Source organism: Streptomyces sp. NPDC102490 (assembly GCF_044765285.1).
Classification (GTDB): domain Bacteria; phylum Actinomycetota; class Actinomycetes; order Streptomycetales; family Streptomycetaceae; genus Streptomyces.
The window spans coordinates 61,351-83,705 of record NZ_JBIWJU010000015.1 but is presented as its reverse complement, the minus strand read 5'-3'; the positions used below and the strand labels follow the sequence as shown (position 1 = coordinate 83,705).

17 protein-coding genes and 2 pseudogenes are annotated in these 22,355 nt (G+C 72.2%); 7 read left to right on the top strand and 12 right to left on the bottom strand.

Going from position 1 to position 22,355, the window contains the following annotated elements:
• Positions 1–33: 33 nt before the first annotated feature.
• On the bottom strand, positions 34–1,473 hold the full coding sequence (locus ACIRGB_RS30925) for an NAD-dependent succinate-semialdehyde dehydrogenase (RefSeq protein ID WP_403871951.1): 1,440 nt from the start codon (positions 1,471–1,473) through the stop codon (positions 34–36).
• A 106-nt stretch (positions 1,474–1,579) separates the two neighbouring features.
• Positions 1,580–2,845: an aspartate aminotransferase family protein gene (locus tag ACIRGB_RS30920; protein WP_403871949.1), complete on the bottom strand. Its 1,266-nt coding sequence runs from the start codon at positions 2,843–2,845 to the stop codon at positions 1,580–1,582.
• Positions 2,846–2,996: 151 nt separating this feature from the next.
• Here ACIRGB_RS30920 and ACIRGB_RS30915 point away from each other — a divergent pair, with 151 nt between their 5' ends.
• Together ACIRGB_RS30915 and ACIRGB_RS30910 are read left to right on the top strand one after the other, a co-directional pair.
• Entirely contained in the window at positions 2,997–4,673 is a 1,677-nt protein-coding gene (locus tag ACIRGB_RS30915) for a PucR family transcriptional regulator (RefSeq protein ID WP_403871948.1), read from the top strand.
• Positions 4,674–4,712: 39 nt separating this feature from the next.
• A complete protein-coding gene (locus ACIRGB_RS30910; RefSeq protein ID WP_403871946.1) occupies positions 4,713–5,285 on the top strand; it encodes a dihydrofolate reductase family protein in 573 nt (190 codons plus the stop codon).
• Positions 5,286–5,349: 64 nt separating this feature from the next.
• Here ACIRGB_RS30910 and ACIRGB_RS30905 read toward each other — a convergent pair whose 3' ends face one another.
• Genes ACIRGB_RS30905 through ACIRGB_RS30890 form a run of 4 tightly spaced genes read right to left on the bottom strand, consistent with a single transcriptional unit; the run spans position 5,350 to position 10,814 of the window.
• Positions 5,350–7,731 (bottom strand): beta-glucosidase, encoded by a 2,382-nt coding sequence (locus ACIRGB_RS30905; RefSeq protein WP_403871944.1) that lies wholly within the window; start codon positions 7,729–7,731, stop codon positions 5,350–5,352.
• Positions 7,728–8,546, bottom strand: coding sequence for a carbohydrate ABC transporter permease (locus ACIRGB_RS30900; RefSeq protein ID WP_403871942.1), 819 nt, complete (start codon positions 8,544–8,546; stop codon positions 7,728–7,730). Before ACIRGB_RS30900 ends, ACIRGB_RS30905 begins: the two co-directional genes overlap by 4 nt.
• The gene (locus ACIRGB_RS30895) at positions 8,543–9,499 is read right to left on the bottom strand and encodes a carbohydrate ABC transporter permease (protein ID WP_403871940.1); all 957 of its coding nucleotides are present in this window, start codon (positions 9,497–9,499) and stop codon (positions 8,543–8,545) included. Before ACIRGB_RS30895 ends, ACIRGB_RS30900 begins: the two co-directional genes overlap by 4 nt.
• Before the next feature lie 10 nt (positions 9,500–9,509).
• A complete protein-coding gene (locus ACIRGB_RS30890) occupies positions 9,510–10,814 on the bottom strand; it encodes an ABC transporter substrate-binding protein (protein WP_403871938.1) in 1,305 nt (434 codons plus the stop codon).
• A 139-nt stretch (positions 10,815–10,953) separates the two neighbouring features.
• Between ACIRGB_RS30890 and ACIRGB_RS30885 the strand changes: the two genes are divergently transcribed.
• On the top strand, positions 10,954–12,003 hold the full coding sequence (locus ACIRGB_RS30885) for a LacI family DNA-binding transcriptional regulator (RefSeq protein ID WP_403871936.1): 1,050 nt from the start codon (positions 10,954–10,956) through the stop codon (positions 12,001–12,003).
• Positions 12,004–12,023: 20 nt separating this feature from the next.
• Here the strand turns inward: ACIRGB_RS30885 and ACIRGB_RS30880 are convergent, their stop codons facing one another.
• Positions 12,024–12,458: a tautomerase family protein gene (locus tag ACIRGB_RS30880; protein ID WP_403871934.1), complete on the bottom strand. Its 435-nt coding sequence runs from the start codon at positions 12,456–12,458 to the stop codon at positions 12,024–12,026.
• A 71-nt stretch (positions 12,459–12,529) separates the two neighbouring features.
• Between ACIRGB_RS30880 and ACIRGB_RS30875 the strand changes: the two genes are divergently transcribed.
• Positions 12,530–13,501 (top strand): LysR family transcriptional regulator, encoded by a 972-nt coding sequence (locus tag ACIRGB_RS30875; RefSeq protein WP_403871933.1) that lies wholly within the window; start codon positions 12,530–12,532, stop codon positions 13,499–13,501.
• On the opposite strand, the gene ACIRGB_RS30870 is transcribed toward ACIRGB_RS30875, so the two are convergent.
• The gene (locus tag ACIRGB_RS30870) at positions 13,474–14,073 is read right to left on the bottom strand and encodes a CGNR zinc finger domain-containing protein (protein ID WP_403871931.1); all 600 of its coding nucleotides are present in this window, start codon (positions 14,071–14,073) and stop codon (positions 13,474–13,476) included. The genes ACIRGB_RS30875 and ACIRGB_RS30870 overlap by 28 nt on opposite strands.
• A 90-nt stretch (positions 14,074–14,163) precedes the next feature.
• On the opposite strand from ACIRGB_RS30870, the gene ACIRGB_RS30865 reads away from it, so the two are divergent.
• Complete coding sequence (locus ACIRGB_RS30865; RefSeq protein WP_403871929.1) at positions 14,164–15,594, top strand: MFS transporter; 1,431 nt, start codon at positions 14,164–14,166, stop codon at positions 15,592–15,594.
• A gap of 34 nt (positions 15,595–15,628) precedes the next feature.
• Entirely contained in the window at positions 15,629–16,750 is a 1,122-nt protein-coding gene (locus ACIRGB_RS30860) for an epoxide hydrolase family protein (RefSeq protein ID WP_403871927.1), read from the top strand.
• Between the two features lie 299 nt (positions 16,751–17,049).
• On the opposite strand, the gene ACIRGB_RS30855 is transcribed toward ACIRGB_RS30860, so the two are convergent.
• Together ACIRGB_RS30855 and ACIRGB_RS30850 are read right to left on the bottom strand one after the other, a co-directional pair.
• Positions 17,050–19,707, bottom strand: a complete 2,658-nt coding sequence (locus ACIRGB_RS30855; RefSeq protein WP_403871925.1) for an NACHT domain-containing protein — start codon at positions 19,705–19,707, stop codon at positions 17,050–17,052.
• A gap of 266 nt (positions 19,708–19,973) precedes the next feature.
• Entirely contained in the window at positions 19,974–20,480 is a 507-nt protein-coding gene (locus ACIRGB_RS30850) for a hypothetical protein (protein WP_403871923.1), read from the bottom strand.
• A 184-nt stretch (positions 20,481–20,664) separates the two neighbouring features.
• On the opposite strand from ACIRGB_RS30850, the pseudogene ACIRGB_RS30845 reads away from it, so the two are divergent.
• Positions 20,665–20,772: pseudogene (locus tag ACIRGB_RS30845) on the top strand (IS5/IS1182 family transposase); the annotation flags it as partial.
• An 11-nt stretch (positions 20,773–20,783) separates the two neighbouring features.
• Here ACIRGB_RS30845 and ACIRGB_RS30840 read toward each other — a convergent pair.
• Both ACIRGB_RS30840 and ACIRGB_RS30835 read right to left on the bottom strand, forming a co-directional pair.
• A pseudogene (locus ACIRGB_RS30840) lies at positions 20,784–21,257 on the bottom strand (DUF5994 family protein); the annotation flags it as partial.
• A 143-nt stretch (positions 21,258–21,400) separates the two neighbouring features.
• Positions 21,401–22,273, bottom strand: coding sequence for a helix-turn-helix domain-containing protein (locus ACIRGB_RS30835; RefSeq protein ID WP_403871921.1), 873 nt, complete (start codon positions 22,271–22,273; stop codon positions 21,401–21,403).
• Between the last annotated feature and the right edge of the window lie 82 nt (positions 22,274–22,355).

The window sequence follows — 22,355 nt, the reverse complement described above, 5'->3', positions numbered from 1 at the left end:
GACCATGCAAAGCCTCGTCCGGCGTCGTCTGCGTCACCCCGCCGGCAGCGCCACGTACTGGTACTCCAGGAACTCCTCGATCCCGACCCGGCCGCCCTCCCTGCCGAGGCCCGACTGCTTGACGCCGCCGAAGGGGGCGGCCGGGTTGGAGACCAGGCCGGTGTTGAGCCCGACCATGCCGACCTCCAGGCGCTCGCTGACCCGCAGGGCGCGGTCCAGGCCTTCGGTGAAGACGTAGCCGACGAGGCCCCACGGGGTGTCGTTGGCGCGGCGGACCACCTCGTCCTCCTCGTCGAAGGCGAGGATCGCCGCGACGGGGCCGAAGATCTCCGTGCCCATCAGGCGGCTGTCCGGCGCGACGTCGGTCAGCACCGTGGGCGGGTAGAAACAGCCGGGTCCCTCGGGCGTGCGGCCGCCGACCAGCACCCGGGCACCGCGCTCCACCGCGTCGGCGACCAGCTCCTCCACCTTGGCGCGCCCCGCGGCGTCGATGAGCGGGCCGACGTCCACGCCGTCGTCGGTCCCGGGGCCCACGACGAGCGCCCCCATCCGCCGGGCGAGCCGGTCGGCGAACTCCCGCGCCACCGAGCGGTGCACGAAGAAGCGGTTGGCCGCGGTGCAGGCCTCGCCCATGTTGCGCATCTTGGCGACCATCGCGCCGTCCACGGCGGCGTCCAGGTCCGCGTCGTCGAAGACCACGAACGGCGCGTTGCCGCCCAGCTCCATCGAGGTCCGCACCACGGTGTCCGCGCACTGGGCCAGGAGCAGCCGGCCGACGGCCGTCGAACCGGTGAAGGACAGCTTGCGGATGCGTCCACCGCGCAGCAGCGGCTCGCACACCTCCCCCGCCCTGGAGGTGGTGACGACGTTCAGCACCCCGTCCGGCAGTCCCGCCTCCTTGAGGATCGCGGCGAGCGCGAGGCCGGAGAGCGGGGTCTGCGGGGCCGGTTTGAGCACCATCGTGCAGCCGGCCGCGACCGCGGGGCCGATCTTGCGGGCGCCCATGGCGAGCGGGAAGTTCCACGGGGTGATCAGCAGGCAGGGGCCGACCGGGCGCCGGGAGAGCAGCATGCGGTGGCGTCCGTCGGGCAGGACCCCATGCCCGCCGTCGATCCGGACGGCCTCCTCGGAGAACCAGCGGAAGAACTCCGCGGCATAGGCGACTTCGCCCCGGGCCTCGGCCAGCGGCTTGCCCATCTCGGAGGTCATCAGGCGGGCCAGTTCGTCCGTGCGCTCCAGGACGATCTCGTGGGCGCGGCGCAGGATCTCGCTGCGCGCCCTCGGCGCCGTCCGGGCCCACTCCTGCTGCGCCCGGACCGCCGCCTCCTCGGCGAGCCGGGCGTCCTCCGGGCCCGCGTCGGCGACGTGGGCGAGGATCTCGCCGGTCGCGGGGTCGTCTACGGGCATGACGGCGCCGTCCGCGGCGTCCACCCAGGCACCGCCGAGGAACAGCTGCGTGGGGGTGTCGGTCATGGGGTCCCTCCTGGTCACCAGTGCGTCGCGCGTACGGGGCGGGTCGGGCATGCGGGGCGGGTCGCGCGCTGGGGGCGGCTCGTGCGGTGGTGCGCGGTGGCCGTCGTCATCGCGCCTCTCCCGACGTCCCGGCCTGGACGGCGGCGGCCCACGCACGGAGCCCCTCGTCCACGGCGGTCTCGTCGATCACCAGGGCCGGGATCATCCGGACCACCTGGTTCCAGGCCCCGCACAGCAGCAGGAGCAGTCCTTCGTCGACGGCGGCCCGCTGCACCCGGGCGGCGGTCTCGGGGTCCGGCTCGCCGTCCTCGGTGACGAATTCGCTGGCCAGCATCAGTCCCATGCCCCGTACGTCGCCGATGGCCGGGGTCCGGGAGGCCACCGCCTCCAGGCCGTGGCGGAGCCGGGCGCCCATCGCCCCGGCGTTCTCCACGAGCTTCTCGTCGCGGACGACGTCCAGCGTGGCGCAGGCCGCGGCGCAGGCGACCGCGTTGGCGCCGTACGTCCCGCCCTGCGAGCCGGCCCATGCCTTGCGCATCAGCTCCTCGGGGGCGGCGATGCCTGACAGCGGGAAGCCGCTGGCCAGTCCCTTGGCGGTGACGAGGATGTCGGGGGTGACGCCGAAGTGCTCGTGGCCCCAGAACCGGCCGGTGCGGCCCACGCCGGTCTGCACCTCGTCGAGGATCAGCAGGAAGCCGTGCCGGTCGGCGCGCTCGCGCAGGCCCTGGACGAAGGCGCGGTTCGCGGGGACGTACCCGCCCTCGCCGAGGACCGGTTCGACGATCACGGCGGCGGTGTCGGCGGGCGAGGAGATCGTCTGGAGGGTGTAGTCCAGCTCCTTGAGGGCGAAGCGGGTGGCCGTCTCCTCGTCCCAGCCGTAGCGGAAGGCCGTCGGGAACGGGGTGACGACCACGCCGCTCATCAGCGGCGAGAACCCGGCCCGGAAGCGGGTGCCGGAGGTGGTCATGGAGGCGGCGGCCACCGTGCGGCCGTGGAAGCCGCCGTGGCAGACCAGCACGTTGGGCCGTCCGGTGGCCTGGCGGGCCAGGCGCAGCGCCGCCTCGACCGCCTCGCTGCCCGAGTTGGTGAAGAACAGACTGTCCAGGGCCGGGGGCAGCACCTCGCCGAGCTTGTCGACCAGGCGCCGCAGCGGCGGGTGCATGACGGTCGTGTACTGGCCGTGGACCAGGGTGGCGACCTGCTCCTGGGCGGCGGCCACGACCCTGGGGTGGCAGTGGCCGGTGCTGGTGACGCCGATGCCGGCGGTGAAGTCCAGATAGCGGCGGCCGTCCTCGCCCTCGAGGTGGACGCCCTCGCCCCGGACCGCCACCACGGGGGTGGCCTGGCGAAGGTGCGGCGACAGTGCGGTCATGCTCGTCTCCCGGCCTGTTCGTCGGTCTTCTGCGGTCCCGGGAGCCTTCCCGCCCCGCCGGGCACGGCAACGCGTGATCTGTCCGGCCGGGGCAGCGTGTCCGGACGATGTGTCAGGCGTTCGGCGTAATCTGGGTGCACAGGGAGGCACCGTGAGGGAGAACCGGCAGCCGGGCCCGGCGGGCCGGTCGCCCACCGTGGCCGATGTGCTGGCCCTGCCGGTGCTGGCCCGCGGTGATCCGCGGGTGGTGACCGGTGCGGAGCACCTCGACCGTCCGGTCCGCTGGGTCCATGTCACCGAACTGACGGACCCCGCCTCCTTCCTGAAGGGCGGCGAACTCGTCCTCACCACCGGCATGCCCCTGCCCGACGACCCCGCCGGGGTCCGCCGCTACGTGGACGAACTCGCCGCCGTCGGTGCCGCCGCCCTCGTCATCGAGCTGGTACGCCGCTATCACCGGCCGCCCGACGCCCTGGTCCGGGCCTGCCGGGCGCACGGGCTGCCGCTCGTCACGCTCGCCAGGGACGTCAACTTCCTGGAGGTCACCCAGGTCGTCCACACCCTGATCGTCGGCCACCAGGCGGACGCGATCCACCGGACCCAGCGCGTCCACGAGGCGTTCACCGCGCTGACCCTGCGCGGCGCCGGCCCCGAGGAGGTGCTGCGCGCCGCGGCGGAGATGAGCGGCCGTACGGTCGTGCTGGAGAACCTGGTCCACCTGGCGCTGGTCTGCGAGCCCTCCGGAACTACGGCCCGGGCCGCGCTCGCGGACTGGGAACGGCGCTCACGCACCACGCCGGCCACGGACCGCGCGGGGGTGTCCGGTCCCGAGGGCTGGCTGGCGGCCCCGGTGGAGTACCGGGGCGAGCGGTGGGGCCGGGTGGTCATGCTCCCCGCCGCGCCCCCCGGCCGGTCCTTCGGGCCCGAGGACGTCACGGTGCTGGAGCGGACCGCGATGGCGCTCACCATCGCCCGGCTCACCCACCCCACGCCCTGGGAGCGCACCGCCCACCGCAACGCCCTGCGCGACCTGGTCGAGCGGCGGCACCGCTCCGTCGCGGACGCGCGGGCCCGCGTGGCGGCCCTGGGACTGCCCGCGCAGGACGCGCTGTTCGTCGCCGTCCTCGCGGACCTGCCGTCCGAGCGGGACGGCGGGGCGGCCGAGACCCGGCTCTGCGAGGAGCTGACCGCGACGGGGGCGCGGGCCCTCGTCGGGCTCCTGTACCCCACCCGGCTGGGCGTCCTGCTGGCGCTGCGCCCGTCCCGGCCGTGGCGCGAGGCCGTCGAGCGGCTGAGCCGCATCGTCCTGGACGCGGTCCCGGGCGCGACGGTGAGCGCGGGCGCGCCCGCAGAGGACCTCGCCGACGTGGCGCGCTCGTTCCGCGAGGCGGCCCGGGTGGCCGAGGCCACCGAACCCGGCCGGGCCCTCCCGTCCGGCCGTTCCTTCCACGAGCGGTCCGACATCGGGCTGCGTCGCCTGCTGTACGCGCTGCGCGACGACCCGCGCGTCCAGGAGTACGCGGAACGGCGGCTGGGCCCGCTGCTCGACCACGACGCCCGGCACGGCACCGACCTCGTGGCGGCCCTGCGCGGCTATCTGGACGCCGCGGGCAACAAGACGGTGGCCGCCCGCTGCGCGGGTCTGTCCCGGGAGACCGTCTACCAACGGCTGCGCACCATCGAGCGGCTGCTCGGGCACGACCTGGAGTCCGGCGAGCAGCGCACCGAGCTGCACGTGGCCCTGCACGCCGTCGACGCGCTGCGGGCCCGCCCGGTCACCCGCCCAGGACCGGCGACCGATGAGTTTCTCCCCCGCCCCGGGTCGTAGGGGTGCACGGACCGGACCCGAAACGTTGAGGAACCCCGCATGCGTACTCTGATCAGCACCGCCTTCGTCTCGCTCGACGGTGTCATGGAGGCCCCGGGCGGCGAGCCCGGCTACCGGAACTCCGGGTGGACCTTCAAGCTCGTGGACTTCCTCCCCGAGGCGTACGAGATCAAGGGCCGGGAGCAGGGCGAGGCCACGGCGCTACTCCTCGGCCGGGCCAGCTACGAGGCGTTCAGCCCGGTGTGGCCCGACATGGCGGAGTTCCCCGAGTACCGGACGATGCCGAAGTACGTCGTCTCCACCACCCTCACCGAGGACGACCTGGTGACCAACTGGGGCGAGACGACGATCCTGCGCTCGCTCGACGAGGTCGCCGCGCTGAAGGAGACCGAGGGCGGCCCGATCATCGTCCACGGCAGCGCCGCCCTGAACCGGAGCCTGTCGGACGCCGGCCTGATCGACCGCTACCACCTGCTGGTCTTCCCGCTGCTCCTCGGTGCGGGCAAGCGGCTGTTCAGCGACACCGACAAGGACGCCCAGAGGCTGCGGCTTGTCGAGCACGAGGTCTACGCCAACGGCATCCAGAAGAACGTCTTCGACATCGTGCGCTGAGCCGCGCGGCGAGCGGTGGTGCCGGGGCCGGGCCCGGGACCACCGCTCGTCCGGTGCCGGCGGCTCAGGCGCCGCCGACGGCCTCCTGTGTGAACACCGCGTGCAGCCGCCGCGTGTGGTCGACCCGCCGCTCCGGTCCGGTGAGCGTCACCGTCGCCGTCAGCCGCGGCTCGGTGCTGGACGCGGCGAACCGCAGCTCCAGGTCGCCCGGTTCGACGAGGCGGTGGCCGGCGCGGCCGGTGAAGGAGGCGAGGTCGGCCGGGACCTCGACGCGCACCCTGCGCGCCTCGCCGGGGGCCAGCGGCACCCGCGTGTAGCCGACGAGGCGCTGCACCGGCTGGACGACGGAGGCGACCGGGTCGTGCAGGTAGAGCTGCACCACCTCGGTGCCGTGCCGCTCGCCGGTGTTGCGGACGGTCAGTTCCAGCGAGAACGCCCCGTCGGTCGGTGCTTCCCCGGTGTGCGCCACGAGGTCGCTCCAGGCGAACGTGGTGTACGTGAGGCCGTGCCCGAAGCCGAAGGCCGGTGTCGGGTCGATGTTGGACACCTCGCTGGCGTGGGCGAGCCGCGCCCCCAGGTAGGTGGTGGGCTGGGCACCCGCTCCGGCGGGCACGCTGACCGGCAGCCTCCCCGAGGGGCTGGTGCGCCCGCTCAGCACACCGGCGATCGCCGCGGTGCCCTCCTCGCCGGGGAAGAACGACTGCACGATCGCGGCGGACTCCGCGACGGCGCGGCCCAGCGCGTAGGGCCGTCCGGCGAGCAGGACCGTGACCACCGGGGTGCCGGCGTCGAGCAGCGCGTCGAGGAGCTGCTGCTGGGCGCCGGGCAGCGTGAGGGACTCGGCGTCGCAGCCCTCGCCGCTGGTGCCGCGGCCGAACAGGCCCGCGCGGTCGCCGAGGACGGCGACGACGACGTCCGCCGCGCGGGCCGCGTCCGCCGCCGCGCCGATGCCGGACAGGTCGCCGTCGTCGACGCCGGTGCCGCGGACGACGGTGATGTCCGCGTCGGGGAACTCGGCGGTCAGCGTGTCGTGCAGGGTGGGCAGGTCGATGCCGACCGGCACCTGGGGGTGCTGCACTCCGACGTGCCGCGGGAAGGAGTAGCAGCCGAGCACGGCGGTCGCCTCGGTGGCGTTGGGGCCGACCAGGGCGATGCGGCGGGGCCGGGCCAGCGGCAGGGTGCCGTCGTTGGTGAGCAGCACGACCGCCTTCTCGGCGATCTCGCGGGCCAGTTCCCGGTTCTCGGGCCGGTCCAGGTCGATGCTGCCGCGCAGCGCCTCCGGGTCCGCGAGGTCCACCCCGTCGAGCGCGGGCGGGACCGGGCTCCAGTCCGGGTCGAGCAGCCCCAGCTCCGCCTTCTGGCCGAGGACGCGGCGCAGCGCCCGGTCGATGAGCGCCTCGGGGACCCGGCCCTCGGTGACCGCCGTGACGAGCGGGGCGCCGAACGTCTTGACGGTGGGCAGTTCGACGTCGACGCCCGCCCCCAGCGCGGCGCCCGCGGCGTCGGCCCAGTCGGCGGCGACGCCGTGCAGGGTCTTGAGGAAGGCGATGCCGAAGTAGTCGGCGACGACGGTCCCTTCGAAGCCCCAGGTGTCGCGCAGCAGTCCGGTCAGCAGCGTCTCGTCGGCCGCGGCCGGCACGCCGTCGATGTCGGTGTAGGCGTGCATGACGGAGCGGGTGCCGCCCTCGCGGACGGCCATCTCGAACGGCGGCAGCAGCACGTCGGCCCGTTCGCGGGGGCCCACCGAGGAGGGGGCGAGGTTGCGGCCGGCGCGGGAGGCGGAGTAGCCGACGAAGTGCTTGAGGGTGGCGACGATCCCGGCCGACTCCAGGCCCCGCACGTACGCGGTGCCGATGGTGCCGACGAGGTAGGGGTCCTCTCCGATGGTCTCCTCCACCCGGCCCCAGCGGGCGTCGCGGACCACGTCGAGGACGGGGGCGAGGCCCTGGTGGATGCCGACGGAGCGCAGGTCGCGGCCGATGGCGGCGGCCATCCGGCGCACCGCGTCCGGGTCGAAGGTGGCACCCCAGGACAGCGGGACGGGGTAGGCCGTGGCGCCCCAGGCGGCGAAGCCGGCCAGGCACTCCTCGTGCGCCACGGCGGGCAGGCCGAAGCGGTTGGCCGAGGTGATGCGGGCCTGGGTGCGCATGAGGGAGAGCGCGCCGAGCGCGGGGTCGACGGGGACGGTGCCGAAGGGGCGGGTCAGCTGGCCGAGGCCGGCGGGCACGAGCGCGTCGAGGTCGACGGGCTCCTCCATGTCGTGCTGGTGCGGGGCGACTTCGCCGCCCTGGTCGGAGGCGCCGACCCACACGCCGTACAGCTGGGCGATCTTCTCCTCGAGGGTCATCGCGGCGACGAGCGCGTCGACTCTGGCGGTGACGGGGTGGGTGGGGTCGTTCCAGAGGGGGATTTCGGGGGTGGTCTCTACGGCCACGTCGGCAGTCACTTTCCTCCGACACCCATCAGCCCCTGGACCAGGGCACGACGGGCGAACAGGTAGACGAGCAGGATGGGCACCATGGACAGCACCACGGCTCCCAGCAGACCGGGGATGTCGATGCCGTGCGCGGTCTGGAAGTTGTACAGCCCCAGGGTGACCACCTTGGTGGACTCGGACTGGGTCAGCACGAGCGGGAACAGGAAGCCGTTCCACGCCTGGAGCGCGGAGAACACCACGATCGTGGACAGTCCCCCGCGGGACAGCGGCACGACGAGCTGGAAGAACATGCGCCGCGGGCTGGCGCCGTCCATCGCCATGGCCTCGTACAGCTCCGGGGAGATGTCACGCATCGCGCCGCTGAGGATGAGCGCGGACATCGGCAGGCAGAACGCGGCCGTGGGCAGGATGACGCCCAGCAGGTTGTCGTACAGCCCGGCCTCGCTGATCAGGTAGAACATCGGCACGATCACGGCCTGGGCCGGGATGGCGAGGCCGAGCAGGAACAGCCGGAAGATCGCCGAGGTGGCCCGGCCGCGGCTGCGGACGATGGCGTAGGACAGCGGCGGGACCAGCAGCAGCACGATGCCGATCACGCAGGCGGTGACGACGAGCGTGTTGAGGAAGTACTGGCCGAAGCCCGAGTCGAAGGCGCCGGTGAAGTTGTCCAGCGTGAAGCTGTCCGGGAGCGAGACCGGGCCGTTCTCGGCGTAGTCCTGGCGGGTGCGCAGGGTCGCGGCGAGCATCACGTACAGCGGGAGTCCGACCAGGACGAGCCAGACGAGCGAGCCGACGCCGGCCACGTAGTTGGGTCGGCGCCTCATGACACACCCTCCATGGAGCTGCGCATCTTGTCGTAGCCGGAGACCCGGACGACGATCAGCGAGATGATCGTGGCCGCCACGACCAGGGCCAGGGCGATCGCGGAGCCGATGCCGTAGTCGAAGCTCTTGAACGCCTTGTCGTACATGTAGTAGGCGCTGATGGTGGTGTCGGTGCCGGGGCCGCCCTGGGTCAGGATCAGGACCGTCTCGAACGTGGTCAGACCGCCGACGATCATCAGGATCATCGAGGTGATCATGGAGGTGCGCAGCTGCGGCAGGGTGATGTGGAAGAACTGCCGGTAGCGGCCCGCCCCGTCGATCTCCGCCGCCTGGTAGAGCACCGGCGGGATGGCGCGGGCGGCGCCCTGGTAGATCAGCGTGTGGAACGGGGTGAACTGCCAGGTGCTGACGAAGGCCAGCACCCCGATGGCGGTGGACTGCTCACCGAACAGGTTGCCGTCGCCGAAGAGCCAGGTCGCCTCGGCCGGGATGCCGAAGTTCGGGTCGAGCAGCGCCCGCCACAGCACGGACACGGCCGTCGCGGACAGCAGCAGCGGGATGAAGTAGATGACGGACAGGACGGCGCGGTTGCGCTGGTGTCCTGCGGCCCAGACGCCGAGCAGGATGCTCAGCGGGGTCTGGAGGACCACGCCGAGCGCGGTCAGCAGCAGGGTCAGCCAGATGCTCTTGAGCATGACCGGGTCGTCGATGAGGCGCGACCAGTTGTCCGTGCCGACGAACTCGGGCGAGCTGATGCCGTCCCAGGTCATGAAGGACAGCACCGCCACCATGATCAGCGGGACGATCGCGAAGAGGAAGAAGAACAGTGCGGCGGGCACCGCCCAGCCGAAGCCGGGGCGGCCCACCGTCGTCGCGGACGGGGCGGGCGGCCGCCGCCGGGACTCCTTGCGGACTCCGGCGGCGGGCCGAGCGCTCGTGAGGTGTGTGGTCATCAGCCGTTCGTCACTCGGTCGGGAGGGCCTGCATGGCCTTGATGAAGCCGTCCGTGTCGAGCTGTCCGTTGAAGAACTGCTGGATGGCCTTGTGCAGGTCCGAGCTGGCCTTCTGCGGGTACGCCTGGTCCCAGGACAGCTGGAAGGACGGGGCCTTGGACACGAGGTCGTACTGGAAGCGCGAGTACTCGGGGGTGCCCGAGCTGTCGATGAACTTGTCGGTGTTGGTCGTGGTCGGCAGGTTGCCGATGTCCAGCTGCGCCTTGACGAACTCGTCGGAGTACATGAGCTTCAGGAACTCGGCGACCGCCTCGGGGTGCTTGGTCTTCTTCATCACCGAGTAGTAGTTGTTGGTGTTGCCGGCCACGTCGGCCGGGTCGCCCTTGCCGCCCTCGACGCTCGGGAAGGCGGAGTAGCCGAGATCCTTCTCGGCGAACTCCTTGTGGTCCGTGAGCTGCTGGGAGTAGTACCAGGAGCCCATCAGCTCGAAGCCGGCCTTGCCGGAGGCCACGAGCTGGACCGAACCGCCGTTGGTGTACTTGACGGAGTCGTAGTTCTTGCCGAAGGCGCCGGTGTCGACCAGCTCCTTGATCATGTCCAGCGCCTTCTTGCTGTCCGCGCTCTCCCAGGCGCTCTTGTCGCCGCCGACGGCCTTGGCGAACAGCTCCGGACCGGCTATGCGGTCGTAGAGGTACTGGAACCACATCTGGGTGGGCCAGATGTCGCCGCCGCCGAGCGCGATCGGGGTGACGCCCGCGTCCTTGAGCTTGTCCACCGCGGCGAGCAGCTCGTCCCAGGTCTTCGGCGGCTGGACGCCCGCGTCGTCGAGGACCTTCTTGTTGTGGAACAGCAGGACCGGCTGGGTGCCGCGCATCGGGACGCCGTACGGCTTGCCGTCGACGACGGCGCTGTCGAAGACGGACGGCAGGAACTTCTTCTCCAGGTCCGGGTTGTTCTTGATGAAGTCGTCGAGCGGCAGCAGCAGGTCCGCCTTGACGAACGGCTTGATGCTGCCGCCGCCCCAGTTGAAGAAGACGTCCGGGGCCTGCGGGGTGTTGATGATCGTCTGGAGCTTCGTCTGGTAGTCGGCACCGGGGATGGTGTCGAGCACCGCCTTGACGTCGGACGTCTTGTTGAAGGTGTCGACGATTCTCTGTTCGACCTTGTTGCTGGCGTCCCCGTAGACCAGGACATGGATCTTGCCGTCGTCCGACGACGCCCCGCCGTCCCCGTCACCGCAGGCCGACAGGCTCAGCGCCAGGGCGAGCGTCGCACCGGTGGCGACCAGTCTGGGCAAGCGCGCACGTGTCTTCATCGTTCGCCTTTCGAAAGTTTCGGCACCATCACCGAAAGTCCATGCTGGGTCGGACAGTAAAGTGAGACCGGATTTCTGGTCAATGGCCGTGCGGCTGCCGTCTCAAAACGTTATCGACCGCATGGCCTATCCTTCCTGCATGCACGAGGACGTTGAGGTGAGCGCCAGGGTGACCCTGGCCGAGGTGGCGAAAGAGGCGGGGGTCTCGCCTCCGACAGTTTCGAAGGTCCTCAACGGTCGTTCGGATGTCTCCAGTGCCACCCGCGCTCGGGTGGAGCGGCTCCTCGAACTGCACGGCTACCGCCGCCGCACCGCCGGCCCACCGCGCTCACCGCTGGTCGAACTCGTCTTCCACGAGCTGGACAGCGTCTGGGCGATGGAGCTGGTCCGGGGCGTGGAGGACGTCGCCAAGGCCCATCGGACCGAGGTCGTGCTCACCCGCAGCGGCACCCGGCACGCGCCCGCGCCGGACTGGATCGACGGCGTGCTCGGGCGCAGGCCGCTGGGTGTCGTCCTGGTCTTCTCCTCGCTCCCCGCGGAGGTCAAGCACCGGCTCAGGTCCTGGGACATCCCCTTCGTCATCGTCGACCCGGCCGGCGACCCCGACCCGGACGTCCCGTCCGTCGGCTCCGCCAACTGGGCCGGAGGGCTCGCGGCGACCCGCCACCTCACCGACCACGGGCACGAACGCGTCGCGATCGTCACCGGGTTCGAGGACATGCTGTGCTCCCTGGCCCGGCTCGACGGCTACCGCTCGGCGATGACCATGGCGGGCCTGCCGGTCGACCCGGCCCTCGTCCGCTACGGCGACTACAGCATGGAGAGCGGCTTCGAGCACGGCATGGACCTGCTCGCCGGTCCCGGGCGGCCGACGGCGATCTTCGCGGGCAGCGACCTCCAGGCGCTCGGCGTGCTGGAGGCCGCCCGCGTCAGCGGTCTGAGGGTCCCTCAGGACCTCTCGGTCGTCGGTTACGACGACGTGCCGCTGGCCCAGTGGTCGAGCCCGCCGCTGACCACCGTCCACCAGCCGCTGCGGCACATGGCCGAGGAGGCCACCCGCATGCTGTTCCGCCCGGACGGTCCCGGCCGGGCCGGGCGGCGCATCGAGCTGGCGACCCATCTCGTCGTACGGCAGAGCACGGCGCCGCCGGGCGCAGTGGCGCAGGCGCCCGGCGGCGCACGTTCCTGACGACAACCCGACGCGGCGACCTACCGGCCCGGGTCGGCGGGCACGTCGGGCACGTCGGTCATGCGCTCGTCGTAGCCGGTGGCGGGATCGACGACGCGGCCGGCGGCCCACCAGTTCTCCCGTGCGGTCTCGAAGGCCACCAGCATGACGTCCTCCTCGGGGACGCCCGCGCGCAGCCGGAGGTTGTCGACGATCGTCCGGAAAAGTTCCGCCTTCTGTTCGGCGCTGCGCCGGTTGAAGGACAGCTGGATGAACAGGGTGCGCCGGCTGCGCGGTATGCCGAACACCACCGGCTGCATGACGAAGTTGTCGTCCGTGACCTCGTGGAAGACGTGGAACTGGTCGTCTTGCGGGATCTTCAGGACGTCGACCATGGACGCGTGGAGTGCTTCGGAGACGAGACGACGGTACTCGGTCGTGGTTCCCTTGCGCAGGGAGATGCTGATCAGAGGCATGACGTCGACGCTAGGAGGCCGCGGGCCATTCCGACAACGAATGTTCGGCATGCTGGGTATGCTGCGTCCTCATGGGTATGGCCGATGTGACGCTGGTCGGGCTGCGGATGCTGCGCGAGGTGGCGGAGCGGGGCACCTTCACGGCGGCCGCGCACAGCCTCGGGTACACGCAGTCGGCGGTCTCCCGGCAGGTGGCCGCGCTGGAACAGGCGGCGGGCGCCCGGCTCTTCGACCGTTTCCCCGGCGGCGTACGGCCGACCGGCCAGGGCCGCGCCCTGCTGCGCCACGCGGTGGCCGCCCTGGACGCGCTGGAGGCGGCCGACCGGGAACTGCGCGGCGTCCGGGACGCCACCAGCCGGGTCCGGCTGGGATACTTCCCCGCAGCGGGAGCGGTGATCGTGGCCGACGCGCTGACGGCGCTGCGCCGGGAAAACTCCCGGGTGCGGGTGACGACGCGGGAGGGCAGCACTCCCGCGCTGGTGCGGGCGCTGCGCAGCGGCACCCTCGACCTCGCGCTGCTGACCTCCCGACCCCCGCACCGCTCGCCCGACACGGACACCCCGCCCCTGCACGTCGAACCCCTGCTGGAAACCCGCCTGGCGCTGGCGGTCCCGGCGGACAGCCGCTTCGCCGACCGCGGCACCGCCGACGTCGAGGACATCGCCTCCGCATCCTGGATCGCCGGCCCCGGCGGGACGGGCGACCCGCTGCTCGGCGTCTGGCCGGGGCTGCCCGGCCGGCCCCGGATCGCCCACACCGCCCGCGACTGGCTGACCAAGCTCCACCTGGTGGCGGCGGGCGCGGGCATCACCACGGCCTCACCGGCGCTGCTGCCCGTCGTCCCGCGCGGCGTGGCCTTCGTCGACGTCACGGGCGTCGCCGAGGAGGTACGGCGCATCGACCTGGTGTCGCTGCCGGACCGGGCCACGGCACCGACCGCGTCACTGGTGCGCGCCCTGCGCCAGCGCGCCGCCGACCTGGCAGGGCCCGGCCCGGCGGGACCGGGTGCCGACGCTCAACGCGGGCTGCGCCGACTCCGGTAGGCCGCGACGCTGGCCCGGTGGGCGCAGGTCCGGGTGCAGTACTGCTTCGAGCCGTTGCGCGAGAGGTCCACGAACGTGGCCCGGCAGGTCGGCCCGGCACATACGCCGAGACGAGCGGGACCGAGCGTGGCGATCACGCAGGCCAGTGCGCTGAGCATGGTCGCGGCAAGGTGCGCCGAGCGGCGGTCGCTGTCCGAGGCCACCTCGGTCCACCAGCGGTCGCCCTCGTGGCGCAGTACCGGGAGGGCGCGGCTGCGACGCAGACCGTCGTTGATCAGAGCCGCGGCTCCGACCGCGTCCGCGTCCGCGTCCGCCCGTTCGAGCACCTCACGCACCGTCTCGCGCAACGCGCGGACTTCCGCCAGGTCGGCGCGGGTGAGCTGCCGCGGACCGGTCCCTTGCTGCCCGTGGGTCGCGGCCGACGCCGGAGGCTCAACCTCGGGGTGGCCGTCGAGGAAGTCCCGGAGCTGCTCCACGGTCTCCAGCGCGTCCTCTCCCTTGATCGGCCTCAAGGTGTTGGCCAGGTCGACGGCCGCCTGGACCACGGATGGGTCGTAACACGCATCCTGCATTTGACGTATCACCTCACCGCTCCGTAAGTTACACCCAAAGGGCATTTGACGTGTCACAGCATAGCCGACCGACAGGGGGCGACGCCGCAGATGATGCCGTCTGGAAGGACCCCGGCACCGGAGCGGACCGACACCTCGGACGGGCGTCGGCTGGGGCTGACGCTGGGGATGCTGGTGCTGCCGATGTACGTGGCACTGGGAGCGCCGTCGGTGGCCCTGCCGGCCATCGGCCGCGCACTCGGGGTGCCGTTCGGGGCCACCGCGTGGATCCTCGCCGCGTGGTCGCTGACCTCCGCGCTCGCGATGCCGGTCGCGGGCCGGCTGCTGGTCCGCTGGAGCCCCTTCCGGGTCCTCGTCGCCGGGGTCGTGGCACTCGCCGCGGGCTCCGCGCTCGCCGGCGCCGGGCCGACACTGTCCGTCGTGATCGTCGGCCGGCTGATCGGCGGCGCCGGGGCGGGCGCGACCGTGATCGCCGTCTTCGCCGCGGCCACCGCCCTTCCCCGGCGGCAACGGGTCCGCGCCCTGGGCATCGTCGCGGCCGCCAGCGCGACGGCGTCGGGGTGCGGGACCCTGTTGGGCGGGGCGGTGACCGCGTGGCTCGGGTGGCGTGCCGTGCTCGCGATCCCGGTCCTCGCCCTGCCGCTCCTGCTGGTCGCGTGGCCGAGCAGGCGCGCGCTGACCCGGAGCGGTGGCGGCGGGCGGAACGGCTCGACCGGGCGACTCGACGTCGTCGGCGCGGCCGTGCTGTCGGTACTCGCCGGCTCCTTGATCACGTTGCTGCAAGCGCACACGGTCGGCCTGCCCGCTCCGGTCACGCTCGCCGTGGCCGCCGCCGGGGCGCTCGCCGCCGTGGGACTGTGGTGGCGCGTGCGCGGCACGCCCGACGGGTTCGTGCCTCGGCGGGTGATCGCGTCCCGCGGCTTCCTGGCGGCCGGGCTCATCGGCGGGACGGTCTTCGCCGGCTACTACGGAGTGCTGTACCGCGCCCCGTCCCTGATCGAACGGGCCACGGGCGGCGGTCCCCTGCACGCCGGCGTGCTCCTGGTTCCGGCCGCCGCCTGCTCGGTGCCGGCCGGGCGGCTGGTCGGCAGCTTGACCGACCGGTTGACCGGCTGGCAGGTGTCGGCAGGGCTTGCGGCGCTCACCGTCGTCGGCGTGCTCGTGGTCGCGATCTCCACCGGGCCGCTCCTCGTCGTGGCCGGCACGGCATTGACCGTGTGCGGGTTCGCCGGCGCCCAAGCCGTACTGGTGGGCCTCGCGCCGGACCTGGTCGCCGCGGACGACCGCGACACCGCACAGGGGCTGCTCAACTTCATGAACGCCCTGGGGGGCGGGATCGGTCCGGCCACCGTCGCTGGTTTGTCCGGCATCGTGCCGGTGCCGGTGGCCCTCGCCGTGCTCGCGGCACTCCCCCTGGCCGGACTCCTCGTCGGCCTGACCCGGGGCCCTGCCGCCGCCGACCGCCACCCCGAACCCGACGCCACGCGGGGGAGCCCGCGACGAGGGTCCACCCGCGTCTGATCCGACCACGCCTTGACCAGTAAGGAGCCTTGCCATGTCCGCCGAGCCGTTCGAGGTCGGTATCACCGAAGCCGAGATCGCGGACCTGCGGGAACGACTGCGACGGACCCGGTGGCCCGAGCGCGAGCCGGTGGACGACTGGTCACAGGGTCTGCCGCTGGCGTATGCGCAGGAGCTCTGCCGCAGCTGGGCCGAGGACTACGACTTCGGGTTCGCCGAGCGGCTGAACGTGTTCCCGCAGTACCGGGACACGATCAACGGGCTGGGCATCCACTTCCTGCACGTCCGCTCGCCGGAGCCGGACGCGTTCCCGCTCGTCCTCACGCACGGGTGGCCGGGTTCGGTGCTCGAGTTCCTGGAGGTCCTCGGCCCCCTGACCGACCCGCGCGCGCACGGCGGTGACCCGGCGGACGCCTTCCACGTGGTCGCGCCGTCGCTGCCCGGGTACGGCTGGAGCGACAAGCCGTCGACGACCGGGTGGGGCGTCACGCGCACCGCGCGCGCCTGGGACACGTTGATGGTCTCGCTGGGGTACGAACGGTACGGCGCGCAGGGCGGTGACTGGGGTTCGGCGGTGTCCGCGGCGCTGGGCGAGGTGGCGCCCGAGCGGGTCGCCGGCGTGCACCTGAACCTGGGGTCGGTGGCGGCGGGCACGTTCGACGACCCGACACCCGCGGAGCTGGCCAACCTGGAGGCCGAGAAGGAGATGCGGCGCACCGGCCGGGGGTACTCGGCGATCCAGGCCACCCGGCCGCAGACGCTCGGCTACGGCCTCACCGACTCCCCCGCGGGGCAGGCCGCCTGGATCGCCGAGAAGTTCTGGGCGTGGACGGACAACGACGGCCATCCCGAGGACGCGTTGTCCCGGCAGACGATCCTCGACGAGATCTCGGTCTATTGGTTCACCGCGTCGGCCACGTCGTCGGCACGCCTGTACTGGGAGAGCTTCGCCAACTTCCGGGACCAGGTGACCGCGCCGTCCGGCCTGTCGGTCTACCCGCGCGACATCACCCGCCCGTCGAGGCGGGAGGCCGAGCTGCGGTTCACCGACCTGCGCTGGTTCGAGGAACTGCCGCGCGGTGGCCACTTCGCCGCGCTGGAGCAGCCGGAATCGCTGGTCGATCAGGTGCGCGGGTTCTTCCGCCTGTTCCGCTGACTGTCCCTCCCCCGGTCACCGGCACCTCACGTCGGGCAGGGGCGGCGCCATGGGCGAACGTCGTCCCGCTCGCCGGCGCACGCATGCGCTTCGAGGTCCCGGGCGGCGGCGGGGCCGCGTCGTCGCCCGCCACGCCCCACACGGGCACCCAGTGGGTCTTACTGATCGAAACGATCAGTTAGGGGACTGCACCCCGCGCGCCCACCATCGCTGATCGGCACCAGCGCGTCCCGGGCGGCGCCATGGTGGGGGGACGAGGGTGCCGCTGCGCCGTTCCTTGCCGATCAGCCGGACACATGTCATCGACGGATCCGCTGCAGGTCGAGAGTGGCCAGCGAGGTCGCGGCGTTGGTCCGATCCGCCTTGCCGGCCCGAGGGTCGTTGGCCAACGCGGCCAGGAGCCGCAAGCCCGTGGCGCGGTGGCCGTCCAGCATGGCCAGAGAGCGCGCAGCCATGGCTCTTGCGTCCCGGGGAGCCGTGGGATCAGCGGCGAAGGTCGAGAGGAGTTCGGCCGAGCGTTCTTCTCTGCGCTCGGCCAGTTCGGAGGCCGCGGTAATCCGGTCCCATACGGGGGCGCCGCCGTCCCGGGCGATGCCGAGGAGTACGCCGAACGCTTCCTCGCGGTGGCCGTCCAGCCGGGCCAGCTCCGCAGCGGCGTCCACGCGGTCGCTCTCCTCCGCAGTCGTGTCGGCCGCGATGCCTGCGAGCTGTCGAGCTGCCTCGCCCTGGTGGGTGGTGGAGCGGGCCAGGAGTCGGAGCGCGCGCAGCCGGTTGGACGGGTGGCTGCTGCGGCCGGTCACGACGGGAAGGATCAGTTCCGCGGCGGCTTCCGCGTCCAACTCGGCCAGCCTCTCGACGGCCGCCAGCTGAGAGTGGCTTCCGGGCAGCGTCTCCCGGGCCAGTTCGGTGAGCAGGCGGGCGGCGCGATCTTGGTAGCCGGCCCGGGCCAGTGCCTCGGCAGCCCGTGCCCGGTCATTCGGCTGCGTGGCGCTGTCCCCCGCGAACGCGGTGAGCAGGCCCACTCCGTCCTCCCGGTCCGGCTCGTCCATCTCGGAGAGGTACCCGGCAGCGGTGACCGAGCCGTACTGTGCGAGGTCGAGCAGCAGCGCGGCACCGGACTCGCGGTGCTCGTCCAGCTCGGTGAGGAAGTCGGCCGCCATGCAGCGGAGGTGGTCCTCGGTCCCTGGGTCCATGGCGCACTCGGTGAGCAACTGCACTCCGAGGGAGCCATGGCCCTCGATCCGGGCCAGCGCCCGGATGGCGATGAGAATGCTGTCGAGGGACGGTGCCGGATCGTCTATGAACTGGAGGAGCAGCGTGGCCCCGGCCGACTCGTAGCCCTCAAGCCCGGAGAGGATCTCGGCGGCCCAACTGCGTGGGTCCGGATCCAGCGCGCGGTCAGCGGCGAGACGGGCCAGCAACCGCGCACCGTCGTCGAGGTGGCCCTCCAGCTCAGCGAGGTCCCATGCGGCCTCCACCCGTCTCTGGTCGTCCACGGCGGGGCTGTTCCCGAACGCGGTCAGCCACTGTGCTGCCTTCGGCCGCGGGATGCTGCTGCCGAGCTGGAGTTGTGCCTTGAGCAGGTGGTATCCGATGATCTCGGCGGATCCGAACAGGCTCTCCATGGCCCGCAGCGTGGCCGTTGCCAGGTGCCCCTCCGAATTCAGCAGTGCGTCGAGAAGGAATCCCAGGTAGGACGGTTCGAGGTCCAGCGGATCCAGGGGCTCGATGCCTGACGTACGCCCAGTTGCCCGGCGCAGTCTGTCGCGCAGCCGCTGTCCGGGGAAGAGCCGATCGAAGAGCAGTGCGCGGGCCTCAGGGTCGCGGGTGGCGTGGCGTGCGGCGTGGTACTCCAGGAGCGTGCGGTGCAGGAACTCGACGTCGCCGCCCTGGCCGGCCAACAGGCCGCAGGAGCGCAGCAGCGAGGCCAACAGTGCGTCCCACAGCGGTGCTTTGACCTCGTCCGGTCGTCGGGCGTGCGGGTGCGCGGTGAGGATCTCGGTGGCCGGAGCCCGGTTCCCGCTGATCCTTTCGTGGGCCAAGTGATCGATGAGGACCGGCAGGTGTTCCCGGGCGCGCTCCGCGGCCTTCTCGACGGTGCGGCGGTCGGCCGGGATCTGATAGCGGCCGGCCAGGGTCTGGATAGCACGGTCGTGCAGGTCGCTGACGCCCTTGTGGACGTTCTCCTCATAGAGCAGTTCGACGAACGACCGGAAGACTCCGGCCCGGCCGTCGGGCAGGGGGCGATCGGTGTCGGCCTCGTACAGATGGCACAGCATGGCGGTCATCAGTGGGATGCGGGCCAGTTCCTCCAGCCGGGTCCGGCGGACACCGTTCAGGAAGGTCCGGACGTGGCGGTCGGCATCGGGCAGAGCATGCAGACGTTTGTGCGCGTAGGTGCGCACGTCGTCGTCCGTGAAGGGCTCCAGCGTGAAGTGGTCGGCGGCGCGGGGCAGCCGGTCGAGTTCGCCGCCGGGCAGGGGGCGGGTCGCGACGAGGAACCGGTAAGGGGTGTCCGTCTGCCCGGCTTCGCGGGTGAGGCGGTCGAGAAGGGACAGCCGGGCCGTCCGGTCGGGCACCTCGTCCAGGCCGTCGACCATCACCATCCAACGCGCGCCGAGACGCGGAGGGCGGCGGAAGAAGTCCTCGGTCAACGCCTCGCGCAGGCCGAAGGGACCGTACTCCTCGGTCACCGCGTGCGCCAGGGCGGGCGCCAGCAGGGGCGCACCGACCAGGTCGCCGGCTCGAATCAGCACTGGGACGGCGAGTGCTGAGGAGGCGGGGTCGGCCTCCGTCGTCAGCAGGTGCCGGGAGGTGGACAGCAGGTGCTGCCGCAGTAGCGTCGACTTGCCGTGGCCCGGCCCGGCCAGCAGGACCCGGATCGGGTCGTCGCCGGTGAAGACGTGTTCGGCGGCCGCGGGAACCCGCGTGGCCCGGGCCCTGGTGCGCCGCGGCACGTAGACATCGGCCAGTGAGGGGGCGTCGAGCTCCGGCGCCAGCCCGGGGTGCGGAAGTTGATCGGCTGCCGACCGGACGGCTCGCAGGTACGAGTCGAGCCGGTGATCGGGGCCGCCCGTTCGCGTGGCGCGGTGACCATCCCCAGACTCCGGCGCGGAGGCGTAGTACGTGATGTTGTCGGCGTGCCCGACCGCGAGACCGCCCGTGGTGGCCGAGATGACCGTGTCTGCCGTGACGTGGGGGGCCTGACCGCCTCCGAGCCCGCTCAGCCCTGCTGCGGACCCGGCTGCGGAGGGGTTCCGATGGTGACGTCACGCATCTGCACCGCTGCCGCGGAACCGTGATCGGCCCGGATGTCCACGTTGCCGTGGATCGTCGGGCCGTCGGCGGGCGCCTCCGCTCCGTTCGCCGGGGTGTGCGTCCGCAGCAGGGCACGCAGGATCTCGGCAGCCTCCTCGCGCTCAGAGTCGCTCAGGTTCTCCAGCGTCTGCTCGAAGCGGGCCTGCCAGGCGCCTTGCTGGCCGCTGCGCACGCCGACCCGTTCGTCGTCCTGGGCGGTTTCCAGCGCGACCGCACTACGGTCGAGCCGTTCCAGCTCGACGCGCTCACGCTCCCCGTCGCCCCGGGCGAACCACTGCGCGACCGACTGTTGCAAGCCTTGCCAGGCGCTGGTCCCGGCCGCCTGGACGATCGCCGCGCCTCCGGCCGCGGCCAGCGCGGCCAGCCCCTCCGCCAACATCCAACCGTCCCCGTTCGTCACCGTGTTCGACATCCGAGACCGTAGTGCACCGCGCGGCACGCCACCTCGCATTCCACAGATTTGACACCGGGCGCGCGGTCCGCGCCGCTGAGCGGCGTCAAGCCCGGCAAGAAGTAGATCTCCGTCGGCCGGGTCCACGACATCCCGCAGGTACTGATCTCCGCTGGCGCCGGCGGCGGCGAGTCGACCGTCCTGCGTCACCCGCGGTTCCGGATCGGGCAAGGTGCGCCGGGTGGTCGAGCGCGCCTTCGCCCTGCTGCACCGGTTCAAACGCCTCCGCACCCGCTACGGACATCATTCTGAAACGATCAGTTAGGTCGTGGCGACGCCGTGCCGGGCCCCGTCCGCGGCGATGAGCGCGCTCGCGGTCAGGGGCGGTCCGTCGTGGTGGGACGCGGCAGCCATCAGCCGGGCCGCCGACTCCGCTCCGGTTTCGGGCGGGATGATCAGCAGGTCCCAGCGGCCGGTGCGGTAGGAGAGCAGCAGTAGCTTGTGCGGGTCGATTTCCGGGGTGAACCAGCCGACCTTGACGATGTGGCCGTCCACGGGAACCTGGCGCGGGATGACCGGCCAGTACTTCGGGTTGACGGCGACGCGCGTGATGCGGCCCCACGAAGGCTCCAACACGTCGGTCAGCGCGGGCAGTTCACTCAGCAGATCCCGGGAGCGGGGCCACCAGGCGCCGTCCAGGAGGCCAGGGGAGGCGCCGTCGCTCTTCAGGGCGAGACGCGCGGCCGGGGTGGCGACGGGCTCGGGGGGCGGCAGGGTGGGGTGCAAGGTCGCCGACATGGTGCGGACCCGTCTCCGGGCCGTCTCTGCGACGGCCCGGGGTTCATCTCTCGCCGAGAACGACCCGGCGTGGAAGCCGGTGTGCGAAATGCCCTCGGTACTGTCGAGAGTACTCCGCTCTCGGCCTGTTCTCGCAGGGTTGCTCACGAAGGTCGCGGGCTCCGGGCCGTGCCGTGGGCCAGTTCGACCAGTCGTTCCGCGTCTGCGGTGCCGGGTTCGGCCGACCAGAGCACGAGTTGCTGCTCCGGTGCACCGGCGTAGCGGAAGGTGTCCCAGTCGAGGGTGAGTTCGCCGACGAGGGAGTGGGCAATGCGTTTGCTGCCGAAGTCCTGGTGCGCGACGCGGTGCTCGGCCCACCAGACCCGGAAATGCTGGTCGGCCACGGCCAGTTCGCCCACAAGAGCGGTAAGGGCCGGATCGGTCGGGTTCGTTCCGGCTTCCATCCGCAGCACTTCGACGCAGGTGCGGGCCACGTCTTCCCACTCCGGGTAGATGTCGCGCATCACCGGGTCGGTGAAGACCATGCGGACGTAGTTGCGCTCCGCCTCGGGCACAGCCGCGAAGTCGCACAGCAGCTCCGCTGCCAGCGGGTTCCACGCGAGGATGTCGAGGCGTGGGCCGAAAACGATGGCGGGTGTACTGGTGAGCTGGCCGAGCAGCCGGGTCAGGTGCGGGTGCACTCTGGGGCGGGGGGACCGACGCGATGTCTTGCGGTGTCCGGCCCGCGCGGCCTGGTCGACCAGCCCTTCCACGTACGTCCGCTGGTCGCCGTCCAGCCGCAGCTCCCGCGAGAGGGACTCGAGCACCGGCGGCGAGGGTGCCAGCCGGCCCTGCTCGATGCGTACGTAGTAGTCGGTACTGATCGCGGCGAGCTCAGCCACTTCCTCCCGGCGCAGCCCCCGCACACGGCGCTGGGTGTGCGTGCGCTCGGGAAGCCCGACCTGCGCCGGTGTGAGCTCCCCACGGCGATGCTTGAGGAACTCACCGAGTTCACGAAGGTGCGTGGAACCAGTCACTCCCCCAGCATGGCACCGGGGGAAAAGCTCTGCCTGGGACAGATCCTTCCTAGGAAGCAGCCCGACCTTCCCGAGCCTCGGC